This is a genomic window from Nonomuraea sp. N2-4H (assembly GCF_045291505.1).
In the GTDB taxonomy this organism is placed as follows: Bacteria; Actinomycetota; Actinomycetes; order Streptosporangiales; family Streptosporangiaceae; genus Nonomuraea; species Nonomuraea fastidiosa.
This window is the reverse complement of record NZ_CP147987.1, coordinates 190,462-213,694: the sequence shown is the minus strand read 5'-3', so window position 1 is coordinate 213,694 and position 23,233 is coordinate 190,462. Positions and strand designations below refer to the sequence as shown.

20 protein-coding genes and 1 pseudogene are annotated in these 23,233 nt (G+C 71.1%); 6 read left to right on the top strand and 15 right to left on the bottom strand.

Translation table 11 applies throughout. From position 1 onward, the window contains the following. The first annotated feature begins 121 nt into the window (after nt 1-121). On the top strand, nt 122-1,309 hold the full coding sequence (locus tag WBK31_RS00960; protein ID WP_378785019.1) for an amidohydrolase family protein: 1,188 nt from the start codon (nt 122-124) through the stop codon (nt 1,307-1,309). Here WBK31_RS00960 and WBK31_RS00955 read toward each other — a convergent pair. Further along, nucleotides 1,274-2,428 carry a helix-turn-helix domain-containing protein gene (locus WBK31_RS00955; protein ID WP_364059018.1) on the bottom strand — a complete coding sequence of 385 codons (1,155 nt, stop codon included), beginning with the start codon at nt 2,426-2,428 and terminating at the stop codon, nt 1,274-1,276. The two genes, WBK31_RS00960 and WBK31_RS00955, sit on opposite strands and share 36 nt — an antisense overlap. 88 nt (nt 2,429-2,516) lie before the next feature. Here WBK31_RS00955 and WBK31_RS00950 point away from each other — a divergent pair, with 88 nt between their 5' ends. Then, the gene (locus WBK31_RS00950) at nt 2,517-3,443 is read left to right on the top strand and encodes an adenosine deaminase (protein WP_364059021.1); all 927 of its coding nucleotides are present in this window, start codon (nt 2,517-2,519) and stop codon (nt 3,441-3,443) included. A gap of 69 nt (nt 3,444-3,512) precedes the next feature. Here the strand turns inward: WBK31_RS00950 and WBK31_RS00945 are convergent, their stop codons facing one another. From WBK31_RS00945 to WBK31_RS00895, 11 genes and pseudogenes are all read right to left on the bottom strand, one after another. Beyond that, nucleotides 3,513-3,755, bottom strand: coding sequence for a hypothetical protein (locus WBK31_RS00945; protein WP_364059024.1), 243 nt, complete (start codon nt 3,753-3,755; stop codon nt 3,513-3,515). A gap of 244 nt (nt 3,756-3,999) precedes the next feature. Continuing rightward, on the bottom strand, nt 4,000-4,767 hold the full coding sequence (map, locus tag WBK31_RS00940; protein WP_364059027.1) for a type I methionyl aminopeptidase: 768 nt from the start codon (nt 4,765-4,767) through the stop codon (nt 4,000-4,002). 81 nt (nt 4,768-4,848) lie between these two features. Next, nucleotides 4,849-5,571, bottom strand: a complete 723-nt coding sequence (locus WBK31_RS00935; RefSeq protein WP_364059030.1) for a siderophore-interacting protein — start codon at nt 5,569-5,571, stop codon at nt 4,849-4,851. Between the two features lie 46 nt (nt 5,572-5,617). Then, nucleotides 5,618-6,148, bottom strand: a complete 531-nt coding sequence (locus WBK31_RS00930; RefSeq protein ID WP_364059033.1) for a PadR family transcriptional regulator — start codon at nt 6,146-6,148, stop codon at nt 5,618-5,620. 10 nt (nt 6,149-6,158) lie between these two features. Further along, on the bottom strand, nt 6,159-6,437 hold the full coding sequence (locus WBK31_RS00925; RefSeq protein WP_406675435.1) for a zinc-binding dehydrogenase: 279 nt from the start codon (nt 6,435-6,437) through the stop codon (nt 6,159-6,161). 29 nt (nt 6,438-6,466) lie between these two features. Continuing rightward, nucleotides 6,467-6,859, bottom strand: coding sequence for an alcohol dehydrogenase catalytic domain-containing protein (locus tag WBK31_RS00920; RefSeq protein ID WP_378785022.1), 393 nt, complete (start codon nt 6,857-6,859; stop codon nt 6,467-6,469). A gap of 268 nt (nt 6,860-7,127) precedes the next feature. Beyond that, nucleotides 7,128-8,111 (bottom strand): ketol-acid reductoisomerase, encoded by a 984-nt coding sequence (ilvC, locus tag WBK31_RS00915; protein ID WP_364059576.1) that lies wholly within the window; start codon nt 8,109-8,111, stop codon nt 7,128-7,130. A gap of 23 nt (nt 8,112-8,134) precedes the next feature. Beyond that, complete coding sequence (gene ilvN / locus WBK31_RS00910; RefSeq protein ID WP_364059039.1) at nt 8,135-8,659, bottom strand: acetolactate synthase small subunit; 525 nt, start codon at nt 8,657-8,659, stop codon at nt 8,135-8,137. 60 nt (nt 8,660-8,719) lie between these two features. Further along, a pseudogene (locus WBK31_RS00905) lies at nt 8,720-10,465 on the bottom strand (acetolactate synthase large subunit); the annotation flags it as partial. A gap of 198 nt (nt 10,466-10,663) precedes the next feature. After that, complete coding sequence (locus WBK31_RS00900; protein WP_406674184.1) at nt 10,664-13,297, bottom strand: putative bifunctional diguanylate cyclase/phosphodiesterase; 2,634 nt, start codon at nt 13,295-13,297, stop codon at nt 10,664-10,666. A gap of 227 nt (nt 13,298-13,524) precedes the next feature. Further along, a complete protein-coding gene (locus tag WBK31_RS00895; RefSeq protein WP_406674183.1) occupies nt 13,525-14,433 on the bottom strand; it encodes a 2-hydroxyacid dehydrogenase in 909 nt (302 codons plus the stop codon). 29 nt (nt 14,434-14,462) lie between these two features. Between WBK31_RS00895 and WBK31_RS00890 the strand changes: the two genes are divergently transcribed. Continuing rightward, on the top strand, nt 14,463-15,539 hold the full coding sequence (locus WBK31_RS00890) for a PQQ-dependent sugar dehydrogenase (protein WP_406674182.1): 1,077 nt from the start codon (nt 14,463-14,465) through the stop codon (nt 15,537-15,539). A 168-nt stretch (nt 15,540-15,707) separates the two neighbouring features. On the opposite strand, the gene WBK31_RS00885 is transcribed toward WBK31_RS00890, so the two are convergent. The 3 genes from WBK31_RS00885 to WBK31_RS00875 form a co-directional block, all read right to left on the bottom strand. Then, a complete protein-coding gene (locus WBK31_RS00885; RefSeq protein WP_364059051.1) occupies nt 15,708-17,705 on the bottom strand; it encodes a VanW family protein in 1,998 nt (665 codons plus the stop codon). A 92-nt stretch (nt 17,706-17,797) separates the two neighbouring features. Then, the gene (locus WBK31_RS00880) at nt 17,798-18,484 is read right to left on the bottom strand and encodes a response regulator (protein ID WP_364059054.1); all 687 of its coding nucleotides are present in this window, start codon (nt 18,482-18,484) and stop codon (nt 17,798-17,800) included. Next, nucleotides 18,481-20,055 carry an ATP-binding protein gene (locus WBK31_RS00875; RefSeq protein ID WP_406674181.1) on the bottom strand — a complete coding sequence of 525 codons (1,575 nt, stop codon included), beginning with the start codon at nt 20,053-20,055 and terminating at the stop codon, nt 18,481-18,483. The genes WBK31_RS00880 and WBK31_RS00875 overlap by 4 nt, the downstream gene beginning before the upstream one ends. Before the next feature lie 150 nt (nt 20,056-20,205). Between WBK31_RS00875 and WBK31_RS00870 the strand changes: the two genes are divergently transcribed. From WBK31_RS00870 to WBK31_RS00860, 3 genes are read left to right on the top strand one after another with little or no spacing between them, the layout of a single operon-like run. Continuing rightward, nucleotides 20,206-21,180: a tripartite tricarboxylate transporter substrate binding protein gene (locus tag WBK31_RS00870; protein WP_364059060.1), complete on the top strand. Its 975-nt coding sequence runs from the start codon at nt 20,206-20,208 to the stop codon at nt 21,178-21,180. After that, nucleotides 21,180-21,665, top strand: coding sequence for a tripartite tricarboxylate transporter TctB family protein (locus tag WBK31_RS00865; RefSeq protein ID WP_364059063.1), 486 nt, complete (start codon nt 21,180-21,182; stop codon nt 21,663-21,665). Before WBK31_RS00870 ends, WBK31_RS00865 begins: the two co-directional genes overlap by 1 nt. 1 nt (nt 21,666) lies before the next feature. After that, entirely contained in the window at nt 21,667-23,202 is a 1,536-nt protein-coding gene (locus tag WBK31_RS00860; RefSeq protein WP_364059066.1) for a tripartite tricarboxylate transporter permease, read from the top strand. Nucleotides 23,203-23,233: the final 31 nt, after the last annotated feature.

Here is a 23,233-nt window from a genome sequence, read left to right as displayed (position 1 = left end):
CTGCCGTATGCGCATATCGCCGGAAAACCGCTGGCCGTCCCTGTAGGTCCCTACGAGAGCGCCCCGCGAGGACCGTAGATCCCTCCAGCCGCCCGGCCGCTCCGGTACCGTCGAACGGAAGATGAGACTCGACGGAATCCCCCTTTGGGACGGTACCGAATTCCGCGGCCCGGTCGACCTGACATGGGAGCCCGACCGGATCACCGGCATCGACGCCGCCCCCGCCGGACACGCCGACCTGTGCGTGCTGCCCGGCCTGGTCGACACGCACGTCCACCTGGTCGGCTACGCCGGAGACGGCGAGCCGCCCGACTTCGCCACCTGGCCGCTCACCACCACCCGCGACGAGCAGGTGCTGCACGGCGTCGCGCACGCCCAGAAGGCCATGCGCCACGGCGTCACCACGCTGCGCGACCTCGCGGGCGACGAGGCGCAGGTCGCGCTGCGGCGGGTCTTCGACGCCGGGGTGCTGCCCGGGCCGCGCATCCTGGTGCACGGCGTGGTGGGGATGACCGCCGGGCACAACGACCTGTTCGTGCCGCCCGCCGTGCCGTCGCCGCTCAGGAAGCCGGTGGCCGACGGGCCCGACGAGTGCCGCAAGCTCGTGCGCACCTGGGCCAGGGCCGGCATGGACGGCATCAAGCTCACGACCAGCGGCGGCGTGCTGTCCATGGGCGATAAGAACGCCTGGCGCAACTACACCCGCGACGAGATCAGGGCCGTGATCGACGAGGCGCACGCGCTCGGCATGCCGGTCGCCGCGCACGCCCACTCGGAAGAGGGCATCCGCGTGGCCGTCGAGGAGGGCGTCGACTCCATCGAGCACGGCACGCTGCTCAGCCGCGACCTGGCCGAGACGCTGGCCGCCAGGGGCACGCCTGTGGCGCCCACGCTGCTCATCAACGAGGCCATCGCCGAGGGCCGGGTGCCGGTGACGCCGCAGGCCAAGGCCAAGGCAGCCGAGCTGGTCGCCACCCGTGACGTGCTGCTCGCCCAGGCCGCCGCGCTGGGCGTGCGGTTCGTGCTCGGCACCGACGCCAACGGCCACCACGTGCAGTTCGGCGACCAGCTCGCCGAGGTCGTCCGCATGACGCGCATCCTCGGCATGGACGCGGAGTCGGCGCTGCGCGCGGCAACCTCCGACGCCGCCGACGCGCTCGGCATGCCGGTGGGCCGGATCAAGGAGGGCCTGGGCGCCGACCTGATCGTGCTGCGCGGCCGCCCGTGGGAGAACATCGAGGACCTGGCCGCGGAGAACATCGTGGCCGTGGTGTCACGGGGCCGCGTCGTCGCGGGCCGGCTGCCCTGAGCCCTGCCCTGAGCGCAGGGCGAGATACAGGTCCGTACGGTCGCGCATCGACGACATGCGCCGCCCGGTCAGCTCCTCGATGCGCTGCATCCGGTAGCGCAGGGTGTTGACGTGCACGTACAGCTCGTCGGCGGTGCGCTGCCAGGAGCCGCACGTCTCCAGGAACGTGTCCAGCGTGCGCAGCAGCTCGGAGCCGTGGCGGGCGTCGTACTCCTCGACGGGGCCGAGCAGGTGGTCGCGGAACGAGCGGCGGGTCGCGGCGGGCAGCGCGGCGAGCAGCATGTCGAAGCTGTCGATGTCGGCCAGCGACATGATCGAGACGGGGCCCGGGCCGCCGCGCGCCGACTCCATGCCGCGCCTGGCCGTCTCCAGCGCCTCGCCGAGCTGCGAGACGCTGGCCGCCATCTCGCTGATCCCGGCGGCGATGCTGGTGCCGGGGCGGCCGGCGATCAGCGCGCGCAGCTCGTCGGCCAGGCTCTTGCGCGAGGCGCGGCCGTTGACCAGCACGATCGCCTCGTCCGGGGTGCCGCCGACGATCAGGTGGCGGCCCTTCCTCGCCAGACCCTCGTGCAGCAGCTCGGGCAGATCCAGCTCGGGGCCGCCGGTCAGCGTCACCGCCATGGCAGCAGTGGGCAATCCCGGGTCGGCGCCGAGCAGCCGCAAGTGGGCGGATACCTCGCCGGGCGGTATGCGGCCGAGCACGTCGAGCAGGGTCTGCGCCCTGGCCCGCTCGGCCCTGCGCTGCTCGGCGGCGAAGCCCTCGGCGGTCACCACCTCGGTGATCGCGCCGAACGCCTGGTCGGGGGCGGCGAGCAGAAGCGGCAGGCGGCGCCGCTCGCACGCCTCGACCAGCTCGGCCGGCAGCTCGCCGAGCACGACCAGGCCGACGACCAGGCCGGCGGCGTCGCTCGCCCACAGCGCGTCGGCGAAGCGCTCGCAGTCGGAAGGCTCGGAGTACCAGACGCCGCTGGTCAGCACGAGGTCACCGGAGCGCAGGTAGCGGCGGGGATCGGGCAGGTCCGTCGGATAGGCCCTGAGGATCTCTCTGCCGAGCGCGTCGGAGCCCGTCACCAGCGTCAGCCGCAGGTCCTCGCGTGCCAGCAGATCCTCCAGCCTCATGAAATCTGATGTTATGCCAGGTCAACACGTGAGAGTTCAGAGGTTCGCACGATACCTAGGCCCTGACAGGTCCTGTTTACTCGTGGGCATGCGTCCCAAAGCGGAACTCCACCTGCACATCGAGGGCACCCTCGAACCGGAGCTCGTCGTCGAGCTGGCCAGGCGTAACCGGATCGAGCTGCCGACGTACGACGTGGAGGCCATCCGCGCGCGGTACTCGTTCGCGAACCTGCAGTCGTTCCTGGACGTGTACTACGAGAACCTCGCCGTGCTCCGCGCCGAGCAGGACTTCTACGACCTGGCCGCCGCCTACCTGCGCAGGGCGGCCGCCCAGGGGGTGCGGCACGCGGAGATCTTCTTCGACCCGCAGGCGCATCTGAGCAGGGGCGTGCCGCTTGACGTCGTCTTCGGCGGGCTGTCCGCCGCGCTCAAGGACGGCCCTCTTTCGGCGGCGCTCATCCTGTGCTTCCTCCGCGATCGGGGGCCGGAGGAGGCCGAGCAGGTGCTGCGGGCGGCGCTGCCGTACCGGGAGCACTTCATCGGGGTGGGGCTGGACTCGGCGGAGGTGGGGCATCCGCCGTCGCTGTTCCGCCGGGTGTTCGAGATCGCCGGGGGCGAGGGGCTGCACCGGGTGGCGCACGCGGGCGAGGAAGGCGGGCCCGACTACGTGTGGGAGGCGCTCGACGTGCTGCGCGTCGAGCGGGTGGACCACGGCATCAGGGCGATGGAGGATCCGCAGCTCGTGGCCAGGCTACGGGAGGAGCGGATCCCGCTGACGGTGTGCCCGCTGTCGAACGTGCGGCTGCGCGTGGTGCCGTCGCTGCGCGACCACATCCTGCCCGCGATGCTGGACGAGGGCCTGCTGGTGACCGTCAACTCCGACGACCCGGCCTACTTCGGCGGCTACGTGGAGGACAACTACGCCGCGTTGCGGCGGGAGCTGGGGCTGAGCGAGGAGCAGCTCGACGCGATCGCGCGCAACTCCTTCGAGGCGTCGTTCGCGTACGAGGGCTGAAGCCACTCCAGGGACAAGGCGAAGGGGCCCGCCCTCGGCTGGGCGGGCCCCTTGTGCGTCCGTTTCTCGTCAGGCGCTCAGCACGCGCGAGAGGAGCTGGTTCAGGAGGTCCAGGTCGAGGAAGTCGTTGTCCTCACCGAAGTTGTTCCACTCGCCGAAGTCCCATGTGGCATCCTTGCCGTGGTTCGGGCCAGGAAGGATGCGAGCCTGAGACGACTCGGCCGTGACGACGGGCGACGCGGCGAGCGCGGAACCTCCGAACATGACCATCCCGCCGACGAGCCCGGCCAGGACGAGTCCCTTGCGATACATAGTGTTTCCCCTGATACCTCTCGACTACTCTCCGTAGCTACCGGAGGAAGATCTGCCCCTCGCCCAAGTTCGACAAACGCCCATATTTTCGCTGTTGACCAGGCCGAATACGGCGTCTGGCCGAACGGATACCCTCGGTCGCCTTACTTGACGAATCAGTGTGCCGCGCTGAACGCGGGCGGCCTTTGAGCTTGCCCGTCCATGACCGGCCCGCGGGGCCCGCCGAGCCCGTACAAGCGGGGTTTCACGGACAAGTCAGCACGACCGGTCCGTCCTCCGTGATGGCGACCGTGTGCTCGACGTGAACGCTCCTGCTGCCGTCGCCCGAGCACACCGACCAGCCGTCGTCGGCCATGTAGTAGTCGTCGCGGCCACCGGCCATCAGGCTGGGCTCGATCGCGATGACCAGGCCGGGCCGCAGCCGCAGCCCGCGCCCACGAGGTGCCACGTTGGGCACGAACGGCGACTCGTGCATGGCCCGGCCGATGCCGTGGCCGCCGAAGTCGTTCTGCATGCCGTAACCGGCGCCGCGGCCGACCGTGGCCATCGCGTGACCGATGTCGCCCAGCTTGTTGCCGGGCCGGGCCGCTTCGATGCCCGCGGCGAGCGTCTCCTCGGCGACCCTGATGAGCTTGAGGTCCTCGTCGCGCGGCGTGCCGACGGTGAAGCTCACCGTGCCGTCGGCGTGCCAGCCCTCGACGAACGCCGCGCAGTCGATGCTGATCAGGTCGCCGTCGCGCAGCCGGTACGGCGTCGGCAGGCCGTGCAGCATCACCCCGTTGACGGAGGTGCAGATGACGCCCGGATAGGGCGTCGCACCGAACGACGGGTGGTAGCCGAAGAACGACGCCCCAGCCCCCGCCTCCTCGATGACGGTCCTGGCCACCTCGTCCAGGTGCTTCAGCGTCACTCCGACGCCGGCCTGCTCCCGCGTCGCCGCGTGCACGGCGGCCACGACCCGGCCCGCCTCGCGCATCGCGGCTATCTCCCCGGCTGACTTGAGCTCGATCACGGCCCCTCCTCGTCGATAACTATACCGGTATTTTTATCACGCCCAGCGGGCGCGGCGACACCGGGGAGGAGCGCGATGCGGTCAGTCCATCCCCCTCCTGCCGGGCGTCCAGAAGGGCTTCGTCCGCACGTCCCTGCGCTGCCAGCCGCGCTCTGTCACCAGGTGAGCGCGGATCGCCTGGATGGTGCGGGCCTCACCCGCCAGGTAGGCCACGCCCGGCTCGTCCGGCAGGTCCAGCTTCCTGACCGCCTCCAGCAGGGTCTCGGACGAGGCCGCCGGAGCGCCGTTCCTGCACACCGTGACCAGGCCGCCCGGCAGGTCGAGGTGGTCGCCCGGCCCCTCGGCCTCCACGGCCCCGTAGACCCTGGCGTCCTCGGGCAGCGCCCGCAGCATCGCCCCGAACGCCACCGAGGCCGTCTCCTCCCCCGCGAACAGGTGGTACGGGGCATCGGGACACAACACGAAGGCGCCTTCCGGGCGGGTGAAGGCGACCTCATGGCCGGGCTCGACGCTCCTGACCCAGGTGGTACCTGGCGCGTCGCCGCCGTGGTCGTACCCGATCAGCTCGATCGACTCCCGCTCGGGGTCGAGCCGCCAGACCGAGTACGTCCGCAGCACGCCGCCGAGCACGCTCCCGCCGCCGACGAGCACCCGTACGTGCCGGCCCGGAGTCCAGCTCAGGCCGGCGATGCCGGCACCGGCGATCCTGATGCGCCGCATGCGCGGCGCGACCTGCTCGGTCTCGGCGACCCGTCCCTTGACGAGCCACGGGTCGAGCAACCTGCGGGCGAGCGGGCGGCTCATGACGACCTCCGTTTCGGATCGGGCAGGCGGCGGGCGAGCGGATGCCTCATGACGACCTCCGCTTCGGGTCGAGCTCCTCGATCCTGCGGCGGGCGTCCGTGAACACCTCCAGCACGCCCTCGATCACCCGGGAGTCGCCGTGGGCGTGCGCGAGCGTCTTCACCGCCGCCTTGACCAGGCGCAGCGCGGGGCCGATGATCTCGGCGGCCTCTGGCTCGCCGAACATCCCCCACTGGCCCCTGCTGGCCGCGCGGCCCCACAGCCGCTCGATCTCCTCCCGCTGCTCCTCAGCGACCCGCAGGCCCTCCTCGGTGGCGTGGTACACCCTGCGACCCCCTCCGGCCTCGGCACGGACGAGACCCTCGTCCTCCAGGAGCTGGAGCGTGGGGTAGATGGAGCCGGCGCTGGGCTCGTAGGTGCCGTTGAAGCGGTCGGCGAGACGGGTCATGACCTGGTAACCGTGACCGGGCTGCTCGGCGATCAGGGCGAGCACGGCCAGGCGCAGCTCGCCTGGCCCGAAGAAGCGGCCCGTGGGGCCGAGCCCGCCCGCGCCCGGATTGCGGCGCGCGTTCATCATGCCTCGGATGCTATATCGAACGATATATCGCCGTAAAGACGTAATAACTCGACTTCCGGAGAACGAGCACCTTGCCGCCGGCGTGACCGCCCTCCACCTGGGCGATCGCCGCGGCGGCCTCCTCCAGCGGACAGGTGCGATCGATGCCCGGGGTGATCGCCCCTGACGCGACCGGCCCGCGCGGCGTCGCGAGGTCGGCGGCGTTCTCGCTGGTGACGAACGTGACGAAGCGGTGGCCAGCGAACCGCGAGGTGAGGTGCCCCGCCACCATCCGCCCCGCAGGGCCCAGCCGGCGGCCGTCCGACCCGCTGTCGGGGATCAGCGCGCCGCCCGGCGCGAGAGCCGCCTGCTCGTATCAGCCCCGGCGGCATCGCGGCCAGCGGGCCGCCGGCGGGCACGGTGACGCGCTCGGCGAACGCGCCCCTGCGGCACCCGAAGACCCGGTCGCCCGGCCGGCACGCTGACGCCCTTGCCCACCGCCTCGGCATCGCCCGCGAAGTCGTTGCCCAGCGTGAGGTCCTTCGGCCGGGTCAGGCCGGCGACGGCGCGGAAGACGGACGGGCTGTCGCGCATCAGGTGCCGGTCACCCGGGTTGACCGCGGCGGCGCGCGCTCTGACCAGCGCCCCGCCATCGCCGGGCGCGGGCGTGGCGACGTCGTGCAGCTTCGACGACCTCAGGCGGGCCGTAAGCGCGGCAGGAATCTCTGGCATGTGACGACTTCACCTCTCCGTGGTCCGGCGCGAGCGGGCACGAAAAAGCGCGGCGGGCGAGGGGTTCTCCCCCTCGCCCGCCGCGCTCAGCGGTTTCACGAGGCCACCCGCGGGCCACCGGCGGGCCGCTCGCGGGCCCGGCGGTAAGACCGGGCGCCAAGGCCCGGCGACATCGCCGGGCGCGTGGCCCCGCGCGCAAGGCGCTTGACGGCGCTTGGTGAGGCCGGCGAGGCTCAGGCGTCAGCCACCCCGCGCCGGCCGCCCCTTCTCAGCCCTTGAGCCAGCTCATCATCGGGCGCAGCTTGGCGCCCGTCTTCTCGATCGCGTCCTCGGCGAGCTCCTCGCGGTAGCGCTTGAACTCCTTCTGGCCGCTGTCGAACTCGCTGACGAGCTGGCGGGCGAAGCTGCCGTCCTGGATCTCGCCCAGGATGCGGCGCATCTCCTCGCGGGTCTGGTCGTTGATCACGCGCGGGCCGCGGGTGTAGCCGCCGTACTCGGCGGTGTCGGAGACCGACCAGTACATCTTGGAGATGCCGCCCTCGTACATGAGGTCGACGATCAGCTTCATCTCGTGCAGGCACTCGAAGTAGGCGACCTCGGGCTGGTAGCCCGCCTCGATGAGCGTGTCGAAACCGGCCTTGATCAGCTCGGAGACGCCGCCGCACAGCACGGCCTGCTCGCCGAACAGGTCGGTCTCGGTCTCCTCCTTGAACGTGGTGCGCAGCGCGCCGGCGCGGGTGCCGCCGATGCCCTTGGCGTACGACAGCGCGAGGTCGAGCGCCTTGCCCGAGGCGTCCTTCTCGACGGCCACGAGCACCGGAACGCCGCGGCCGGCCTCGAACTGGCGGCGCACGAGGTGACCGGGGCCCTTGGGGGCCACCATGCAGACGTCGACGCCCTCCGGCGCCTCGATGAGGCCGTAGCGGATGTTGAGACCGTGGCCGAAGAAGAGCGCGTCACCCTCCACCAGGTTCGGGGCGACGTGCTGGTTGTACAGGTCGCGCTGGACGTGGTCCGGCGCGAGGATCATCACGAGGTTGGCCTCCTCGACGGCCTCGGACGGGGTGAGCACCCGCAGGCCGTCGTTCTCCGCCTTCTCCCGGCTCTTGGAGCCCTCGGGCAGCCCGACGCGCACATCGACACCCGAGTCACGCAGGGAGAGCGCGTGGGCGTGGCCCTGGCTGCCGTACCCCAGCACGGCCACGTGACGTCCCTGGATGATCGAGAGGTCGGCCTGGTCGTCGTAGTAGATCTCGGTCACTTGCTAAAAACCTTTCAGGCGGTACGGTCCAGTGCCCTGAGGGACCGGTCGGTGATGGAGCGGGCACCGCGGCCGATGGCCACCATGCCCGATTGGACGAGTTCTTTGATCCCGAACGGCTCGAGGACCCTGACGAACGCCTCAAGCTTGTCGGGAGTGCCGGTGACCTCGATGGTCACCGCGTCGGCCGCCACGTCGACGCAGCGGGCCCGGAAGAGCTGCACGAGCTCCAGCACGTGGGAGCGGCTCTCCGCGTCGGCCTTGACCTTGATCAGCATCAGCTCGCGCTGCACCGACTGCGCGGGGTCCAGCTCGACGATCTTGAGCACGTTCACCAGCTTGTTGAGCTGCTTCGTGACCTGCTCAAGCGGCAGCTCCTCGACGTTCACCACGATCGTGATGCGGGAGATGTCGTCGTGCTCGGTGGGCCCGACGGCGAGGGAGTCGATGTTGAACCCCCTCCGGCTGAACAGCGCCGAGACGCGGGCGAGGACACCGGGCCGGTTCTCGACCAGCACCGACAGCGTGTGACGGCTCATCGCTCGCTCACCCTCCTTCGTGCGCCGCGCGGGCGCTGCGTCGTCGCGCCGGGTCCGCTCCTAGTCATCCTCGTTCTCCCACTTCGGCGCCATGTCACGGGCGATCTTGATGTCGTCGTTGCTCGTGCCCGCGGCCACCATGGGCCAGACCATGGCGTCCTGGTGGACGACGAAGTCGACCACGACGGGCACATCGTTGATCTCCATGGCCTTCTTGATCACGGCGTCCACGTCTTCCGGACGCTCGCATCGTAGGCCCACACAGCCATAGGCCTCGGCCAGCTTGACGAAGTCCGGGATCCGCCGGACCGTCTGCAGGTCGGTGTTGGAGTAACGCTCGTCGTAGAACAGGGTCTGCCACTGGCGGACCATGCCGAGATTACCGTTGTTGATGACCGCGATCTTGATCGGCACGCCTTCGAGCGCGCAGGTGGCCAGCTCCTGGTTGGTCATCTGGAAGCAGCCGTCGCCGTCGATCGCCCACACGGTGGCGTCGGGCCGCCCCATCTTGGCGCCCATCGCGGCCGGGACGGCGAAGCCCATCGTGCCGAGGCCGCCGGAGTTGATGAACGTGCCCGGCTTTTCGTAGTCGATGAACTGCGAGGCCCACATCTGGTGCTGGCCGACGCCCGAGACGTAGTAGGTGTCGGGGCCGACGATGGCGCTCAGCCGCTCCATCACGTACTGCGGGGCCAGCGAGCCGTCCTCGAACGGCTCGTAGCCGAGAGGGTAGGTCTCCTTGTAGCCGTTGAGGAGCTTCCACCACTCGGTGTAGTCGCCCTTCTGGCCGGACGCCTTGATCGCCGCGACGAGGTCGCTGATGACCTCCTTGGCGTCGCCCACGATCGGCACGTCGGCGTGGCGGTTCTTGGAGATCTCCGCCGGGTCGATGTCGGCGTGCACGACCTTGGCGTGGGGGGCGAACGTCGACAGGTCGCCGGTCACCCGGTCGTCGAAGCGCACGCCCAGGCCGATGATCAGGTCGGACTTCTGCAGCGCGCCGACCGCCGAGACGCTGCCGTGCATGCCGGGCATGCCCATGTGCTGCGGGTGGCTGTCGGGGAACGTGCCGCGGGCCATCAGGGTGGTGACGACCGGGATGTTCGTCAGCTCGGCGAGCTCCCGCAGCTCCTCCGACGCGCGGGCCTTGTGGACGCCGCCGCCGACGTACAGGACGGGCCGGTGGGACTCGGCGATGAGCTTGGCCGCCTCGCGGATCTGCTTGCTGTGGGGCTTGGTGACCGGGCGGTAGCCGGGGAGCTGCATGACGGGCGGCCAGCTGAACGTGGTCTCCGCCTGCAGCGCGTCCTTCGAGATGTCCACCAGCACAGGGCCGGGGCGTCCCGTGGAGGCGATGTGGAACGCCTCCGCGATCGTGCGCGCGATGTCACCGGCCTCGGTGATCAGGAAGTTGTGCTTCGTGATCGGCATGGTGATGCCGGAGATGTCGGCTTCCTGAAAAGCATCGGTGCCGATCATGGGCGAGGCCACCTGTCCCGTGATCGCCACGATCGGCACCGAGTCCATGAACGCGTCGGCCAGCGGTGTCACCAAATTCGTGGCACCTGGGCCGCTGGTCGCCATGCACACCCCGACCTTGCCGGTGGCCTGCGCGTAGCCCTCGGCCGCGTGACCCGCACCCTGCTCGTGGCGTACGAGCACGTGCCGGACCTTGGTCGAGTCGTAGAGGGGATCGTAGGCCGGGAGAATGGCACCGCCCGGGATCCCGAACACTATGTCGACTCCGACGTGCTCCAGTGCCCTGACCAGGGCCTGTGCACCTGTCATCCGTTCGGTCATCGGCTCGTTCCTTGCGTGGCTACTCGCTTAAGGACATAAAAAATGCCCCTTCCCACCGAATGGTGGGTCTGGGGCGGCGCGCAGGTCGTAGTGCTTCGCTATCGGCCTGCGCGCCGGCGAAGTACTACGAGAATCTCACTGCGGAGCATGGCCTACACGATAGCCGCTCCGAACGCCCCGGTGTCAACTTGGTGGACACATGTCTCAAACAGTGAGACTCGTCCGCATGAGCGAGTCGACGCCGCGCGCCGCCATCGGCCGCGCCACCAGGAAGCCCTGCCCCCTCGTGCAGCCCATCTGCTTGAGCAGTTCGAGCTGCTCGGGACGCTCGATCCCCTCGGCCACCACGATAAGCCCGAGGTCGTGCCCGAGCTGCACGATCGTGCGGGTGAGCAGGGTCAGCGTGTCGTCCTTGCCGAGCCCCGACACGAACGACGGGTCGATCTTGATCATGTCCACGGGGAGCTGGCGCAGGAAGGCCAGCGAGGCGTAGCCGGTGCCGAAGTCGTCGATGGCCAGCCGCACGCCGAGCGAGCGCAGCTCCGACAGCCGCTTGATCGTCTCCTCGGCGTCCTCGACCAGCATCTCCTCGATCACTTCGAGCGTGAGCGACGAGGCGGGAAGGCCGCTCTCGCGCAGCGCCTCCTCGACCGTCTCGACGAACCTGGGCGCCATGATCTGCCGCGCCGACAGGTTCAGCGACAGCCCGATGTCCCACGACGAGGCCCGCCAGGCCGCCACCTCCCTGCACGACTCGCGCAGAATCCACTCGCTCAGCGGCACGATCAGCCCGGTGTCCTCGGCCGGGCCCAGGAACTGCTCGGGCGGCACGAACACCGAGCCGCGCCACCACCGCACCAGCGCCTCCATCGCGGTCACCCGCGACGTCGCGAGGTCCACCACCGGCTGGTACTCGATGGCGAACTGCTGCTCGATCAGCGCCCGCTGCAGGTCGGCCGCCAGCTCCAGGCGGCGCACCACGTCGGCGTGCATCTGCGCGGCGAACACCTCGACCCGGCGTCCGCCCAGCTCTTTGGAGCGCGCCATGGCGACGTCGGCGTTGCGCATGAGGTCGCCGGCGGGCATGCCCTCCTCGGTGAAGGCCACCCCGACGCTCGCCGTCAGCGCCACGTCGCGGTCGGCCACCCGGAACGGCTCCTGCGAGACCGCGCGTACCAGCCGCTCGGCCAGATCGACCGCCACCTGCGCCTCGCCGCCGGTCTCCACCAGCACCGCGAACTCGTCGCCGCCCCAGCGGGCCAGCGTGTCGTCGGCGCGTACGGCGCTGCGCAGCCTGCGTGCCGCCTGCCCGAGCAGGTAGTCGCCGCTGGCGTGCCCCACCGAGTCGTTGACGGAGGTGAAGCCGTCGAGGTCAAGGAAGATCACCGCGACGTTGCCCGACGTGCGGCCCGACAGCACCTCCCTGGTGCGCTCCTCGAAGTAGGCGCGGTTCGGCAGCCCCGTCACGCCGTCGTGGAAGGTCAGGTGGGCCACCTGGTTGCGCAGGGCCTCCTCGTCGCTCACGTCGCGCGTGGTGACCAGCATCAGCTCGTCGCCGCCGACCTGGCGGGTGGCCACCGACTCGGTGGGCCGCCAGGTGCCGTCGGCCGCGCGTACCCGGCAGGCGATCAGGCAGGCGCCCGGCGTGGCCGCCGCCTCGTCGTCGAGCGTCAGGGCGCGCATGGCGACCTGGATGCCCGGCACGTCCTCCGGGTGGATGTAGTCGAAGATCGAGCCGCCCACGACGTCGGCGGGCTTGTAGCCGTACGTCGCCTCGACGCCGGCGCCGATCTCCCGTACGACGCCCTGGTAGTCGCAGGTGAACACCACGTCGCCGGTGCTCTCCGCCAGGTCCATGAGCTGGCGGCGGCCCAGCTTGACCTGGCCGCGCAGGCGCAGGTTGGTGGCCGAGGCGACGAACAGGCGCACCAGCAGGAGCAGCACGGCCGAGGCGCTGAGCGCCGCGACGCCCGCGTTGGGCGGGTCGGGATGGCTGCCCATCTGATGGGCCGCCATCGAACAGACCGCCACCGCGACCAGCACCAGCGGCGCGAGGCCCACCGCGTGGCCCACGGCGGGACGGCCCGCCGCCCGGCCCTTCGGTCCCCATGGCACCGCGGCCAGCATCAGGAACGCGACCGGCGCGAGCATGACGCTCCACAGCTGCGGCTCGCCCTCCAGCAGCCGTCCCACGGCGGAGCCCACCGCGGCCACCGTCATGGTGACCAGCACGCCCAGCCCCGCGAGGCCGAGCAGCCACGACTGCGCCTTGCTGGTGACCACCGAGGGGATCACGGCGCACGTCACCAGCAGCGCGATCATCGGCGGCAGCATGGCCAGGGTGAACCCGACCGGGTCCGCGGCCTCCGCGTAGACATGCCGCAGCGCCGTCACCCACCCGATGAGCAGGAGGGACACGGCGCACAGGTAGGCGTCCGTGAGCTGCCGTAAAGCCGTCCTGGCCGGGAACCTGCGGTCGGCGGCGATCAGCGCGCCGCCGGCCGTGACCACGGTGCCGAGCAGGACGAACATGTCCGCGAAGTTGACCACGAACCCGTCGGCGAACGGCCGCAGGGTCACCCCGGCGGCCCAGATGACCGCGCCGCCGCCCATCCAGCGGGCGCTCGCCGCCGAGGGGCGGTGCGTCGCGGCATGTCGTACCGAGGCGATCAGCAGGGAGGCCGCGGCGATCAGTGCCGCGAGCCCGCCGGCGACCGCACCGGTGATCGTGGCAGGGGCCTGCGCCAGCAGGACGGTGGCGAACGCCACCGCGCCTGCCACCGCCGCGGCGGCCGGCGGCACCCGTGGATCACGCCAGCGGATCAAGTCGTTGCCCATCCCGTCTCGAACTCTGCACCCGCGACCGCCGAAGCCCGGACGATCACCTCTGCCAGTGTGTGCGGTCGTAGGTGCGCGGGTGGTGACAACGCCGATGTCGTCACCGATCTGATAACCAGACAGACCAATTGCCGCTGCCAAGAGATCCTTGACAGTGAGTCAGGAACTCCTGGCAAAGGTAACCGTACGCAGCTGAGGTCACGGACCAGCCACGTTCCGGAATCCTCTCAGTACGCGTCGGTTATGACGTTGACCAGCTCTTCACCGGCGAGGTAACGCTCCAGCTGGGCCCGGATGAGACGCAGCGTCCGCCGTTCGGACGCGGGGGTGCTGCCCGCGATGTGCGGCGTGATCAGCACGTTGGGCGCGCTCCAGAGGGGGTGGCCCTCCGGCAGCGGCTCCGGCGCGGTCACGTCGAGCGCCGCGCGCAGCCTGCCCGTCTTCAGCTCGGCGACCAGGGCGTCGGTGTCGACGATCGTGCCCCTGGCCGCGTTGACCAGCACGGCTCCGTCCTTCATGCGCGCGAGGAACGCGGCGTCCACCATGCCGGCGGTGTCGGGGGTGGCCGGCACCAGCAGCACCACCACGTCGGCGTCCGGCAGCAGGGCGGGCAGCTCGTCCATGGCGTGCACGCCGTCGCGCGCCCTCCTCGCCACCCGGACGACCTCCACCTCGAACCCCTCCAGCCGGCGCTCGAGCGCCGACCCGATCGAGCCGTAACCGACGATCAGCACGCGCGAGTCGGCCAGCACGTCGGTGTGGTGGTAGGTCCACTCGCCCCTGCGCTGCGCGTCCACGAAACCGGGGAACTCCCTGAGCACCGCGATCATCGCGCCCACCGCCCACTCGGCGGTGCCCGCGTCGTGCACGCCGCGCGCGTTGCACAGCACCGCGCCCTCCGGCATGTGCGGACGGTACGGCTCCACACCGGCCGTCACCGTCTGCACCAGCCGCAACGAGGTCATCCTGGCCAGCGTCCCCGGCACGTCGGGCACCGTGACCAGCGGCGGAACCCAGACCTCGACCTCCTCCACCCCCTCGGGCATCGGAGTCGTGCTGTTGTAGACGGCACATTCGATGCCGGGAAGGTCGGAAAGTGCAGCTGCCACCGATTCGGACGGAACCCAGGTCTTCATGCCGAGAACCTTACGACTGCGGGGGCAGGATGGAACACATGAGGAGGCTCTGGACGATCATGCTGCTGGCCGTTCTGACGGCGTGCCCGGCTCTCACAGCGTGCTCGGCGAGCGGCGGCGCGGTCAAGCCCACCGCGGCCGTGCAAGCCGATGCCGCCCCGGGCGAGCCGAAGGACGTCGCGACCGGGCTTTCCGTGCCGTGGGGGATCGCGTTCCTGCCCGGCGGCGACGCGCTCGTCACCGAACGCGACACCGCCCGGCTGCTGCGCGTCACCCCCGCGGGCCAGGTCACCGAGCTGGCCACCATCAGGGAGGCGCGGCCCGACGGCGAAGGCGGCCTCATGGGCGTCGCCGTCAAGGACCAGCAGGTCTTCCTCTACTACACCGCCGAGAACGACAACCGCATCGTGCGCTACCGCCTCGCCGGCGACGCGCTCACCGACGAGCGGCTGCTCGTCCGCGACATCCCCAAGGGCGGCATCCACAACGGCGGCCGGCTCGCCTTCGGCCCCGACGGCTTCCTGTACGCCACCACCGGCGAGACCGGCGACCAGGACCTCGCCCAGCAGCGCGACTCCCTCGGCGGCAAGATCCTGCGCATGACCGTGGACGGCGCGCCCGCGCCCGGCAACCCGTTCGGCACCCTCGTCTACAGCTACGGCCACCGCAACGTCCAGGGCCTCGCCTGGGACCCGTCCGGGCGCCTGTACGCCTCCGAGTTCGGCGCCAACACCTACGACGAGGTGAACCTGATCAAGCCAGGGGGCAACTACGGGTGGCCCGAGGTCGAGGGACGCGGCGACGATCCCCGCTACGTCAACCCCATCCTCACCTGGCCCACGTCGGAGGCGTCGCCGTCCGGGATGGCGTACGCCGGCGGTTCCCTGTGGGTCGGCGCGCTGCGCGGCGAGCGGCTCTGGCAGATCCCGCTGGGCGCCGATGGATCCGCCGGGTCGCCGGTCGCCCACTTCACCGACCGCTACGGCCGCCTGCGCGCCGTGGCCACCGCCCCCGACGGGTCGCTGTGGGTGGGGACCAGCAACAAGGACGGCCGCGGCTCCCCCCGTCCCGGCGACGACCGCCTCCTCACCGTCACCCCGTCCTGACCGCACCCTCCCTGTGGGAACCCGGCCCGTCCTTCCCGCTCGGGGCGTTCGTCGAACGCGTGACTTCGGGGTGATCGGCGGAGGTCCTTTCCGGTGGGGAGAAGGGGCGGCGGCTGAGGCCCTTCCGGCGGAACGGAGGGCCCTGGCTGAGATTCCTCCGTCCGCGCGTCAGCGGCCGGTGCAGACCGTTTGGGGGCGGGGGCGGTACTTGGTGGTGACCTTCTTGTCCTTCTTGACCACCTTGCCGTCCTTGTGGAAGACGCGGGTCACGTCGATGGTGAAGCCCTGCTCCCCCGTCGTCGGTACGCAGTCGGGCGCGGTGCTGACCTCGCGCCGGAACGGGGTGAAGTCCCGCCGCTCCGACTCCACCGCCTCGATTTTGTCGTACCGCTTGACCCCCCACAGCGTGACGGTGACCGACGTCGGGGTGGAGGCGGTCTTGATGAGCACGCCGTTCTCCGAGTCGTTGCGCCACTTGAGGTCGGGGTCCGGCCAGAGGAGCGTCGCGTCGCGCCCGGCGGGGTAGCGGGCGGAGTAGTAGTCCATGGGCTGGTGCTCGACGTCCTCGAACCCGGCGAAGTACGCCGCGTTGTACAGCGTGGTCGCGAACTGCCCGCCACCGCCGCCGACGACGTTGACCGTGCGCCCGCCGACGACCTGACCGGCCTGGACGTACCCCTCCTCGACGGTCCGCTCGCCGAGCGCCTCGTTGAGCGAGAACGTCTCGCCGGGCCGCACCACGTAACCGTCGAGCTTCTCGGCCATGCGCTTGATGTTGGTGACGCGCGGCTGGCAGCAGTCGAAGGTCGTGGTGAACGAGGCCGCGATCTCCTTGATGCCGAGCCCCTGGATGCGGGAGGTCTCGACGGTGGGGGCGACGGTGCCGAGGCGTACCGGGATGACCCGGCTGCCGCCCTGGTCGAACACCTTCTCGGCGTCCCTGGCGAGCAGCTTGTCGTTGACGCCGCGTCCGGGCCGCGAGGGCACGAGGACGGGCTTGCCGTTGACGATCTCGTACGTCGCGTCCCTGGGCTGCTGCGCCTCGTCCACCAGGTTGTTCTCGACCTGCCGCAGCACGGCCTTGGCGTTGAACCGCGGCACGAGCCGCCCTTCGCCGTCCACCTGGTACGTGAGGTTCGCCGCGATCATGGCCGGCGGGATCTGCACCTGCTTGGGCCCGAGGGTGAGCGTCAGCGGCGCGGAGACGGCGGCCCTGGCCTTGGTCAGCGCCTCTTCGACGGCCCCCGGGGTGGTGGCGGGCTTGGCGGGCCTGAGGGTGAGCACGACGTTGCCGCCGCCGTTGAGGAAGGCCTTGCTGATCCTGCGGATGGCGTCGTCGCGGTCGAGCAGCACGCCGTTCTCGGGCATGCGGGCGCGCGGCTGGAGCCCGTTGAAGACGATGCGGCCCTCGCGGGCGGGCTTGTCGACGGTGCCGGCGAGCCCTTCGACGGTCCTGGCGAGCTGGGCGGCGTCGAGGGTGATCTTGGGGGTGAGCTCGGTGGTGCCGGTGAGCCCCCGCCAGACCTCCTCAGGGGTGGGGAACCCGCTGGGCGCCTGCCCGATGGTGCCGACGACGTCGAGTTCGAGCCCGGCCTCGTCGGCCTGGATCGTCTCCTTCTTGCCGCCGATGTCCGCGATGACGGGCTTGCTGAGCTTGGTGGCCAGCTCGGTACGCAGCTTGTCGGCGGCCTTGGTCACCGTCAGGCCGCCGATGTCCACCCCGGCCACCCGGGTGCCGCGCAGCACGGAGCCGGACATGAGCACGGCAGGCACCACGTACGCGAGCGCGGCCAGGATCACGACCAGCGAGACGATCGCGGGCAGCAGCCGACGGCGCCGTGGCGGCTCGGGCTCTTCGAAGGACGACGGGCGTTCCGGCGTCCCGAAGACGGGCGCGGGTTGCGCGGGCTCCTTCTCGGAGGCCATGGGCCAGGGTTGCGCGGGCGGAGCGGCCGGTGGCAGCGCCCCGCCCTTGCCCGCCGTGCCGCCCGCGGCGCTCGGGCCTTGGGCCGGTCGGGTCTCCTGACGGTCCGGCGGGCCGAAGATGTCCCGGGAGACCCCGGGGGGCAGCCCTTCGATCCGCGGCTTCCTGGAGACCTTCGACGTGGGTAGAGGCACCGAGGCGAACGGGTCGGTCGGTGATTCGATCGGTCCGGCGTTTCGCACGCCTCAATCTCCTCCAGGTCCGCAGCCAAGTCTCAGGCAACAGTAAGGCACGCAGATCGGCATATGTCACGGGAAATGGCTACGGAAGTGTGTCAACCTAGCCACCGGTAGCGATGTTCGGGCCGTCCGGCGGTCCCGTAACGGGGCCTCAGCTCGGCCTGGCCGACCGCGCACAGGTACTCCAGATAGCGGCGGGCGCTCACCCGCGACAGGCCCGTGAGCTCGGCGGCCTCGGCCGCGGACAGGTCGCGCCCGGCCTCCCGCAGCGTGTCTGCGACCAGCGCACAGGTGGCCGCCGACAGCCCCTTGGGCATGGGAGCGGCGGACGGCAGGACTCCGAAGAGCCGGTCCACGTCGTCCTGGCGCGCCTCGGGGCCGATGGCGGTCAGGCGCTCGCGGGTGTCGGCGTACTGGCGCAGGCGTTCGGTGAGCGCGGCGGCGGTGAACGGCTTGATGAGGTAGTTGACCGCCCCGCCGCGCATGGCCTCCCTGACGGTGGGCACGTCACGGGCGGCGCTGATCATGAGGACGTCCACGTCGTGCAGCGCCTTGAGCACCTCCAGGCCCGACATGTCGGGCAGATAGATGTCGAGCAGCACCAGATCGGGCCGCAGCTCGGCCACGGCGGCGAGCGCCTCGGCGCCGGTGTGCGCGACCGAGACGACCTCGAAGCCGGGCACCCTCGCCACGTAGCCGCTGTGGATGCGGGCCACCATGAAGTCGTCGTCCACGACCAGCACCCGGATCGCGGCGTCGTTGCGGCCCTCGGTCGCGGTCATGTGGCGGCCCTCGCGGGGAGCAGTGCGGTGAAGACGGCGCCGCCGTCGTTGCGTACGCGCACCCAGCCGCCCCTGCGCAGGCACGCCTGCCGGGTGAGCGCGAGCCCCAGCCCGCGCGGCCCCGAATGCGCGGCCTTGGTGGTGAAACCCTCCCTGAAGACCTCCTCCACCAGCTCGGGTGCGATGCCGGGGCCGGAGTCGCCGACCCGTACGTGCAGCCCGTCGGCGTCGGCGCGTACCGACACCTCGATCGTGCCCTCCGCGCCGTCGAGCGCGTCGATGGCGTTGGCGACGAGGTTGCCGACCACCAGCACCGCATCGCGCGGGTCGCCGAGCGCGCCCTCGGGCACCGAGGAGTCGTCGGAGAGCACCAGCCTGGCCCCGCGCTCGGCCGCCTCGGCCGACTTGGCCATGAGCAGCGCGGCCAGCGTCGGATCCTGGACGCGTTCGCGCAGGTCGGTGGCGTTGGTGTCGTGGGTGGTGCGGGTGATGAAGCCGATCGCGGCCTCGTGCTCGCCGAGTTCGAGCAGGCCGACCACGGTGTGCATGCGGTTGGCGAACTCGTGCGCCTGCGCCCGCAGCGCCTCCGTGGCGCTGCTGGTGTCGTCCAGCTCACGGGCCAGGCGGACCAGCTCGGTACGGTCGCGCAGGGTGACCACCCAGCCGAGCTGGCGGCCGCGTACCCAGACGGGGGTGCGGTTGAGCACCAGCACCCGCTCTCCGTGCAGCACGATGCGGTCCTCGCCCGGGTCGGCGCCGCCGAGCACGTCGCGCATGCGCTCGGAGACCGGCATCGTGGCGAGGTCCTCGCCGACGTCGCCGAGCAGCTCGCGGGCGGCGTCGTTGACGAGCGTGACCCTGCCCTCCATGTCGAAGGCGATCAGGCCCTCCTTCACTCCGTGCAGCACGCCCTCGCGCTGCTCCAGCAGCGCGGCGATCTCCCGCGGCTCCAGCCCGAACGTCTGCCTGCGCACCCGCGCCGTGATGAACCCCGCCAGCGCCAGCCCCGCGAGCAGCACCGCGAGCGCGGTCCAGATGAGCGGCGGCAGGGCGTCGAAGAGCTGGCCGGTGACGGTGGTCGCCAGCACGCCGACGGAGACCAGGCCGATGACCTCGCCGTATTCGTCTCTGATGGGCGTCTTGCCCCTGAGCGTGGTGCCGATCGTGCCGGTCTCGATGCCGACCCAGCTCCGGCCGGTACGCAGGACCGTGCTGCCGTCGGTGGACAGCTTCTCGCCGATCAGCGAGGCGTTGGGGTGGGCGTAACGCCGCTGCTCGGTGTTGGCGATGACCACGTAGTCGGCGCCGGTCTCGGCCTGGACGCTCAGCGCCAGCGGCTGCAGCACGCTCTCCGGGTGCTCCAGCTTGAACGCCTCGCGTACCTGCGGCAGCGCGGCCACCGACTGGGCGATCGCCAGCGCCCGCTGCTGGTGCAGCGAGTCGAGCTGGTCGCGGGTGTGCTCCGCCCACACGGCGGCCGTGCCGCCGGCGGCCAGCAGCACGATCACCATCTGGAGCGCGAAGAGCTGCGTGCCGAGCGAGGCGTCACGAACCCTTCTCAGCCTGTTCATCGAGGCTCATCGAAACAAAAGCAGGTCACGTCCGGGTCGCGACCAATACGACCACTACGACGGCAACCACGCAAAGCCTCGACGTGGCGGGGAATAGGACCTCACCATGCCACTCCCGACGACTGTGAATTCCCCCACCTTGGAGTGAACATGCGCTTGCGCGTATTCGCCGCCCTCGCGGCACTCACCCTGGGCGCGTTGACGGCCTGCGGCGGCGCCGGCGGAGGCGGCGCGTCCGCGAACGCCACCCTGCGCATCATGGCCCCCGCCTCGCCCGGCGGCGGCTGGGACCAGACCTCCCGCGTGGCCGAGCAGGCGTTCAAGGCCGCCGTGCCGGACCGCAAGGTCGAGGTGTACAACGTGCCCGGCGCCGGCGGGACGATCGGCCTGGCCCAGCTCGCCGGCGAGAAGGGCAACGGCAACCTGCTGATGACCATGGGCCTGGTCATGGTGGGCGCCATCGAGCAGAACAAGTCGAAGGTCACGCTGGCCGAGACCACGCCCATCGCCAAGCTGACCGAGGAGTACGAGATCGTCGTCGTCCCGGCCGAGTCGCCGTTCAAGACGCTGGCCGACCTGGTCGCCGCCTGGAAGGCCGACCCGGCGAAGGTGTCGATCTCGGGCGGCTCGGCGGGCGGCACCGACCACATCGTGGCCGGGCTGATGGCCAAGGCCGCAGGCGTGGACCCCAAGCAGGTCAACTACATCGCGCACTCGGGCGGCGGCGAGGCGCTGAACGAGCTGCTCGGCAACAAGGTCAGCGCCGGCATCTCGGGGGTGGGCGAGTTCGCCGAGCACGTGAAGTCCGGCAAGCTCCGCGCGCTGGGCGTCACCTCCGGCGAGCGGCTGCCCGACCTCGACGCGCCCACCCTGAAGGAGGCCGGGCTGGACGTCGAGCTGTCCAACTGGCGCGGCTTCGTGGCCCCCGGCGGGCTCTCCGACGCCGACAAGAAGGCCCTGACCGACCTGGTCACCAAGATGCACGACGCGCAGCCGTGGAAGGACGCGGTGGCCAAGAACGGCTGGATCGACTCGTTCCAGACCGGGCAGGAGTTCGCCGACTTCCTCGCCGCCGAGCAGACCAGGGTCAAGGGCATCATCGCCGAGATGGGGCTCGTGTCCTGATGGCTCGCTGGTGGCGGCCCGAGCTCGGGCTGGCGCTCGTGGTGCTGCTGCTGGGCGTGCTCGTCGTGGTCGGCACGCTCGACGTGTCGGCCGCGGCCTCCCAGCTCGGCCTCGGGCCGCGGTTCTTCCCCATGCTGGTGGGCGGCGCGATGGTGCTCATCGGCCTGTTCTATGTGGCCGACGTGCTGCGCGGCGGCCGCGCCGACCCTGAGGAGAGCGAGGACGTCGACGCCGACGCGCCCACGGACTGGCGCACGCTGAGCCTGGTCAGCGGCGTCTTCCTGGCCTTCGCCGCGCTGCTCGACCTGCTCGGCTGGATCATCGGCGCGAGCCTGCTGTTCTTCGGCCTGGCCGTCGTGCTGGGGGCCGGGCACCGGCTGCGCGCGGCCGGGATCGCGGTGGTCATGGGCGTGGTGACGTACCTGCTGTTCGTGAAGGGGCTCGGCGTCTCGCTGCCCGCCGGGCCGCTGGAGGGGCTGATCTGAGGTGACCTCGTTCCAGCTCCTGCTCGACGGCTTCGCCGCCGCGCTGACCCCCGTCAACCTCCTGTACGCGCTCGTCGGCGTCACGCTCGGCACGCTCGTCGGCGTGCTGCCCGGCATCGGGCCCGCGATGACCGTGGCGCTGCTGCTGCCGATCACCTTCACCGTGCCGCCGACCAGCGCGTTCATCATGTTCGCCGGCATCTACTACGGCGGCATGTACGGCGGCTCGACCACTTCGATCCTGCTCAACACGCCCGGCGAGTCATCGTCGATGATCACGGCGCTTGAGGGCAACAAGATGGCCAGGCGCGGGCGGGCGGCGCAGGCCCTCGCCACGGCCGCCATCGGCTCGTTCGTGGCCGGCACGATCGCCACGGCGCTGCTCGTGGTGGCCGCGCCCGCGGTGGTGAGCTTCGCGATCTCGTTCGGTCCCGAGGACTACTTCGCGCTCGCCATCCTCGCCTTCACCGCCGTCTCCTCGGTGCTGTCGCGCTCGATCGTGCGCGGCCTGGCATCGCTGGGGCTCGGCCTGGTGATCGGGCTGATCGGCATCGACCAGCAGACCGGGCAGGCGCGGCTCACGCTCGGCATCCCGCAGCTGCTCGACGGCATCGACGTGGTGATCGTCGCGGTCGGCCTGTTCGCGCTGGGCGAGTCCCTGTACGTCGCCAGCCGCCTGCGGCACGCGCCTCCCGAGGTGGTACCGGTGGGCCGGGCCTGGATGGGGCGCTCCGACTGGCGGCGCTCGTGGAAACCATGGCTGCGCGGCACGGCCCTGGGCTTCCCGTTCGGCGCGCTGCCCGGCGGCGGGGCCGAGATCCCGACGTTCCTGTCGTACGCGGCCGAGAAGCGCCTGGCCAAGGGCGTGGCCAAGGAGGAGTACGGCAAGGGCGCCATCGAGGGCGTGGCCGGTCCCGAGGCGGCCAATAACGCCTCCGCGGCCGGCACCCTGGTCCCGCTGCTCACGCTGGGCCTGCCGACCTCGGCCACGGCCGCGATCATGCTGGCCGCGTTCCAGCAGTACGGCCTGCAGCCCGGCCCGCAGCTCTTCGACCACAACCCGGCGCTGGTCTGGGGCATGATCGCATCGCTGTTCCTCGGCAACACGATGCTGCTGGTGCTCAACCTGCCGCTGGCCCCGGTGTGGGCGCGCATGCTGCGCATCCCCCGCCCGTACCTGTACGCCGGGATCGTGCTGTTCGCCGCGCTCGGCGTCTACGCGCTCAACGGCACCGTCGTTGACCTGTTCGTCCTGTACGTCCTGGGCCTGCTCGGCTACGCCATGCGCCGCTTCGGCCTGCCGATCGCGCCCGCCGTGATCGGGATGATCCTGGGGCCGATGGCCGAGATCCAGCTCCGCCGGGCACTGGCCATCGGGGCGGGCGACGTGACCGTGCTCGTGCGCAGCCCGGTCGCGGTCGTCCTGCTCGCGCTGTCCCTGCTCGCCCTGCTCAGCCCGCTGATCAGGCGGTGGTACGCCCGGCGCAACGCGCCCGCACGTACGGAGCCGGAAAGGAAGGCGCCCGCAGGCATCTGAACGCGAAAGGAGGGCCCCGCCCACGCGGGAC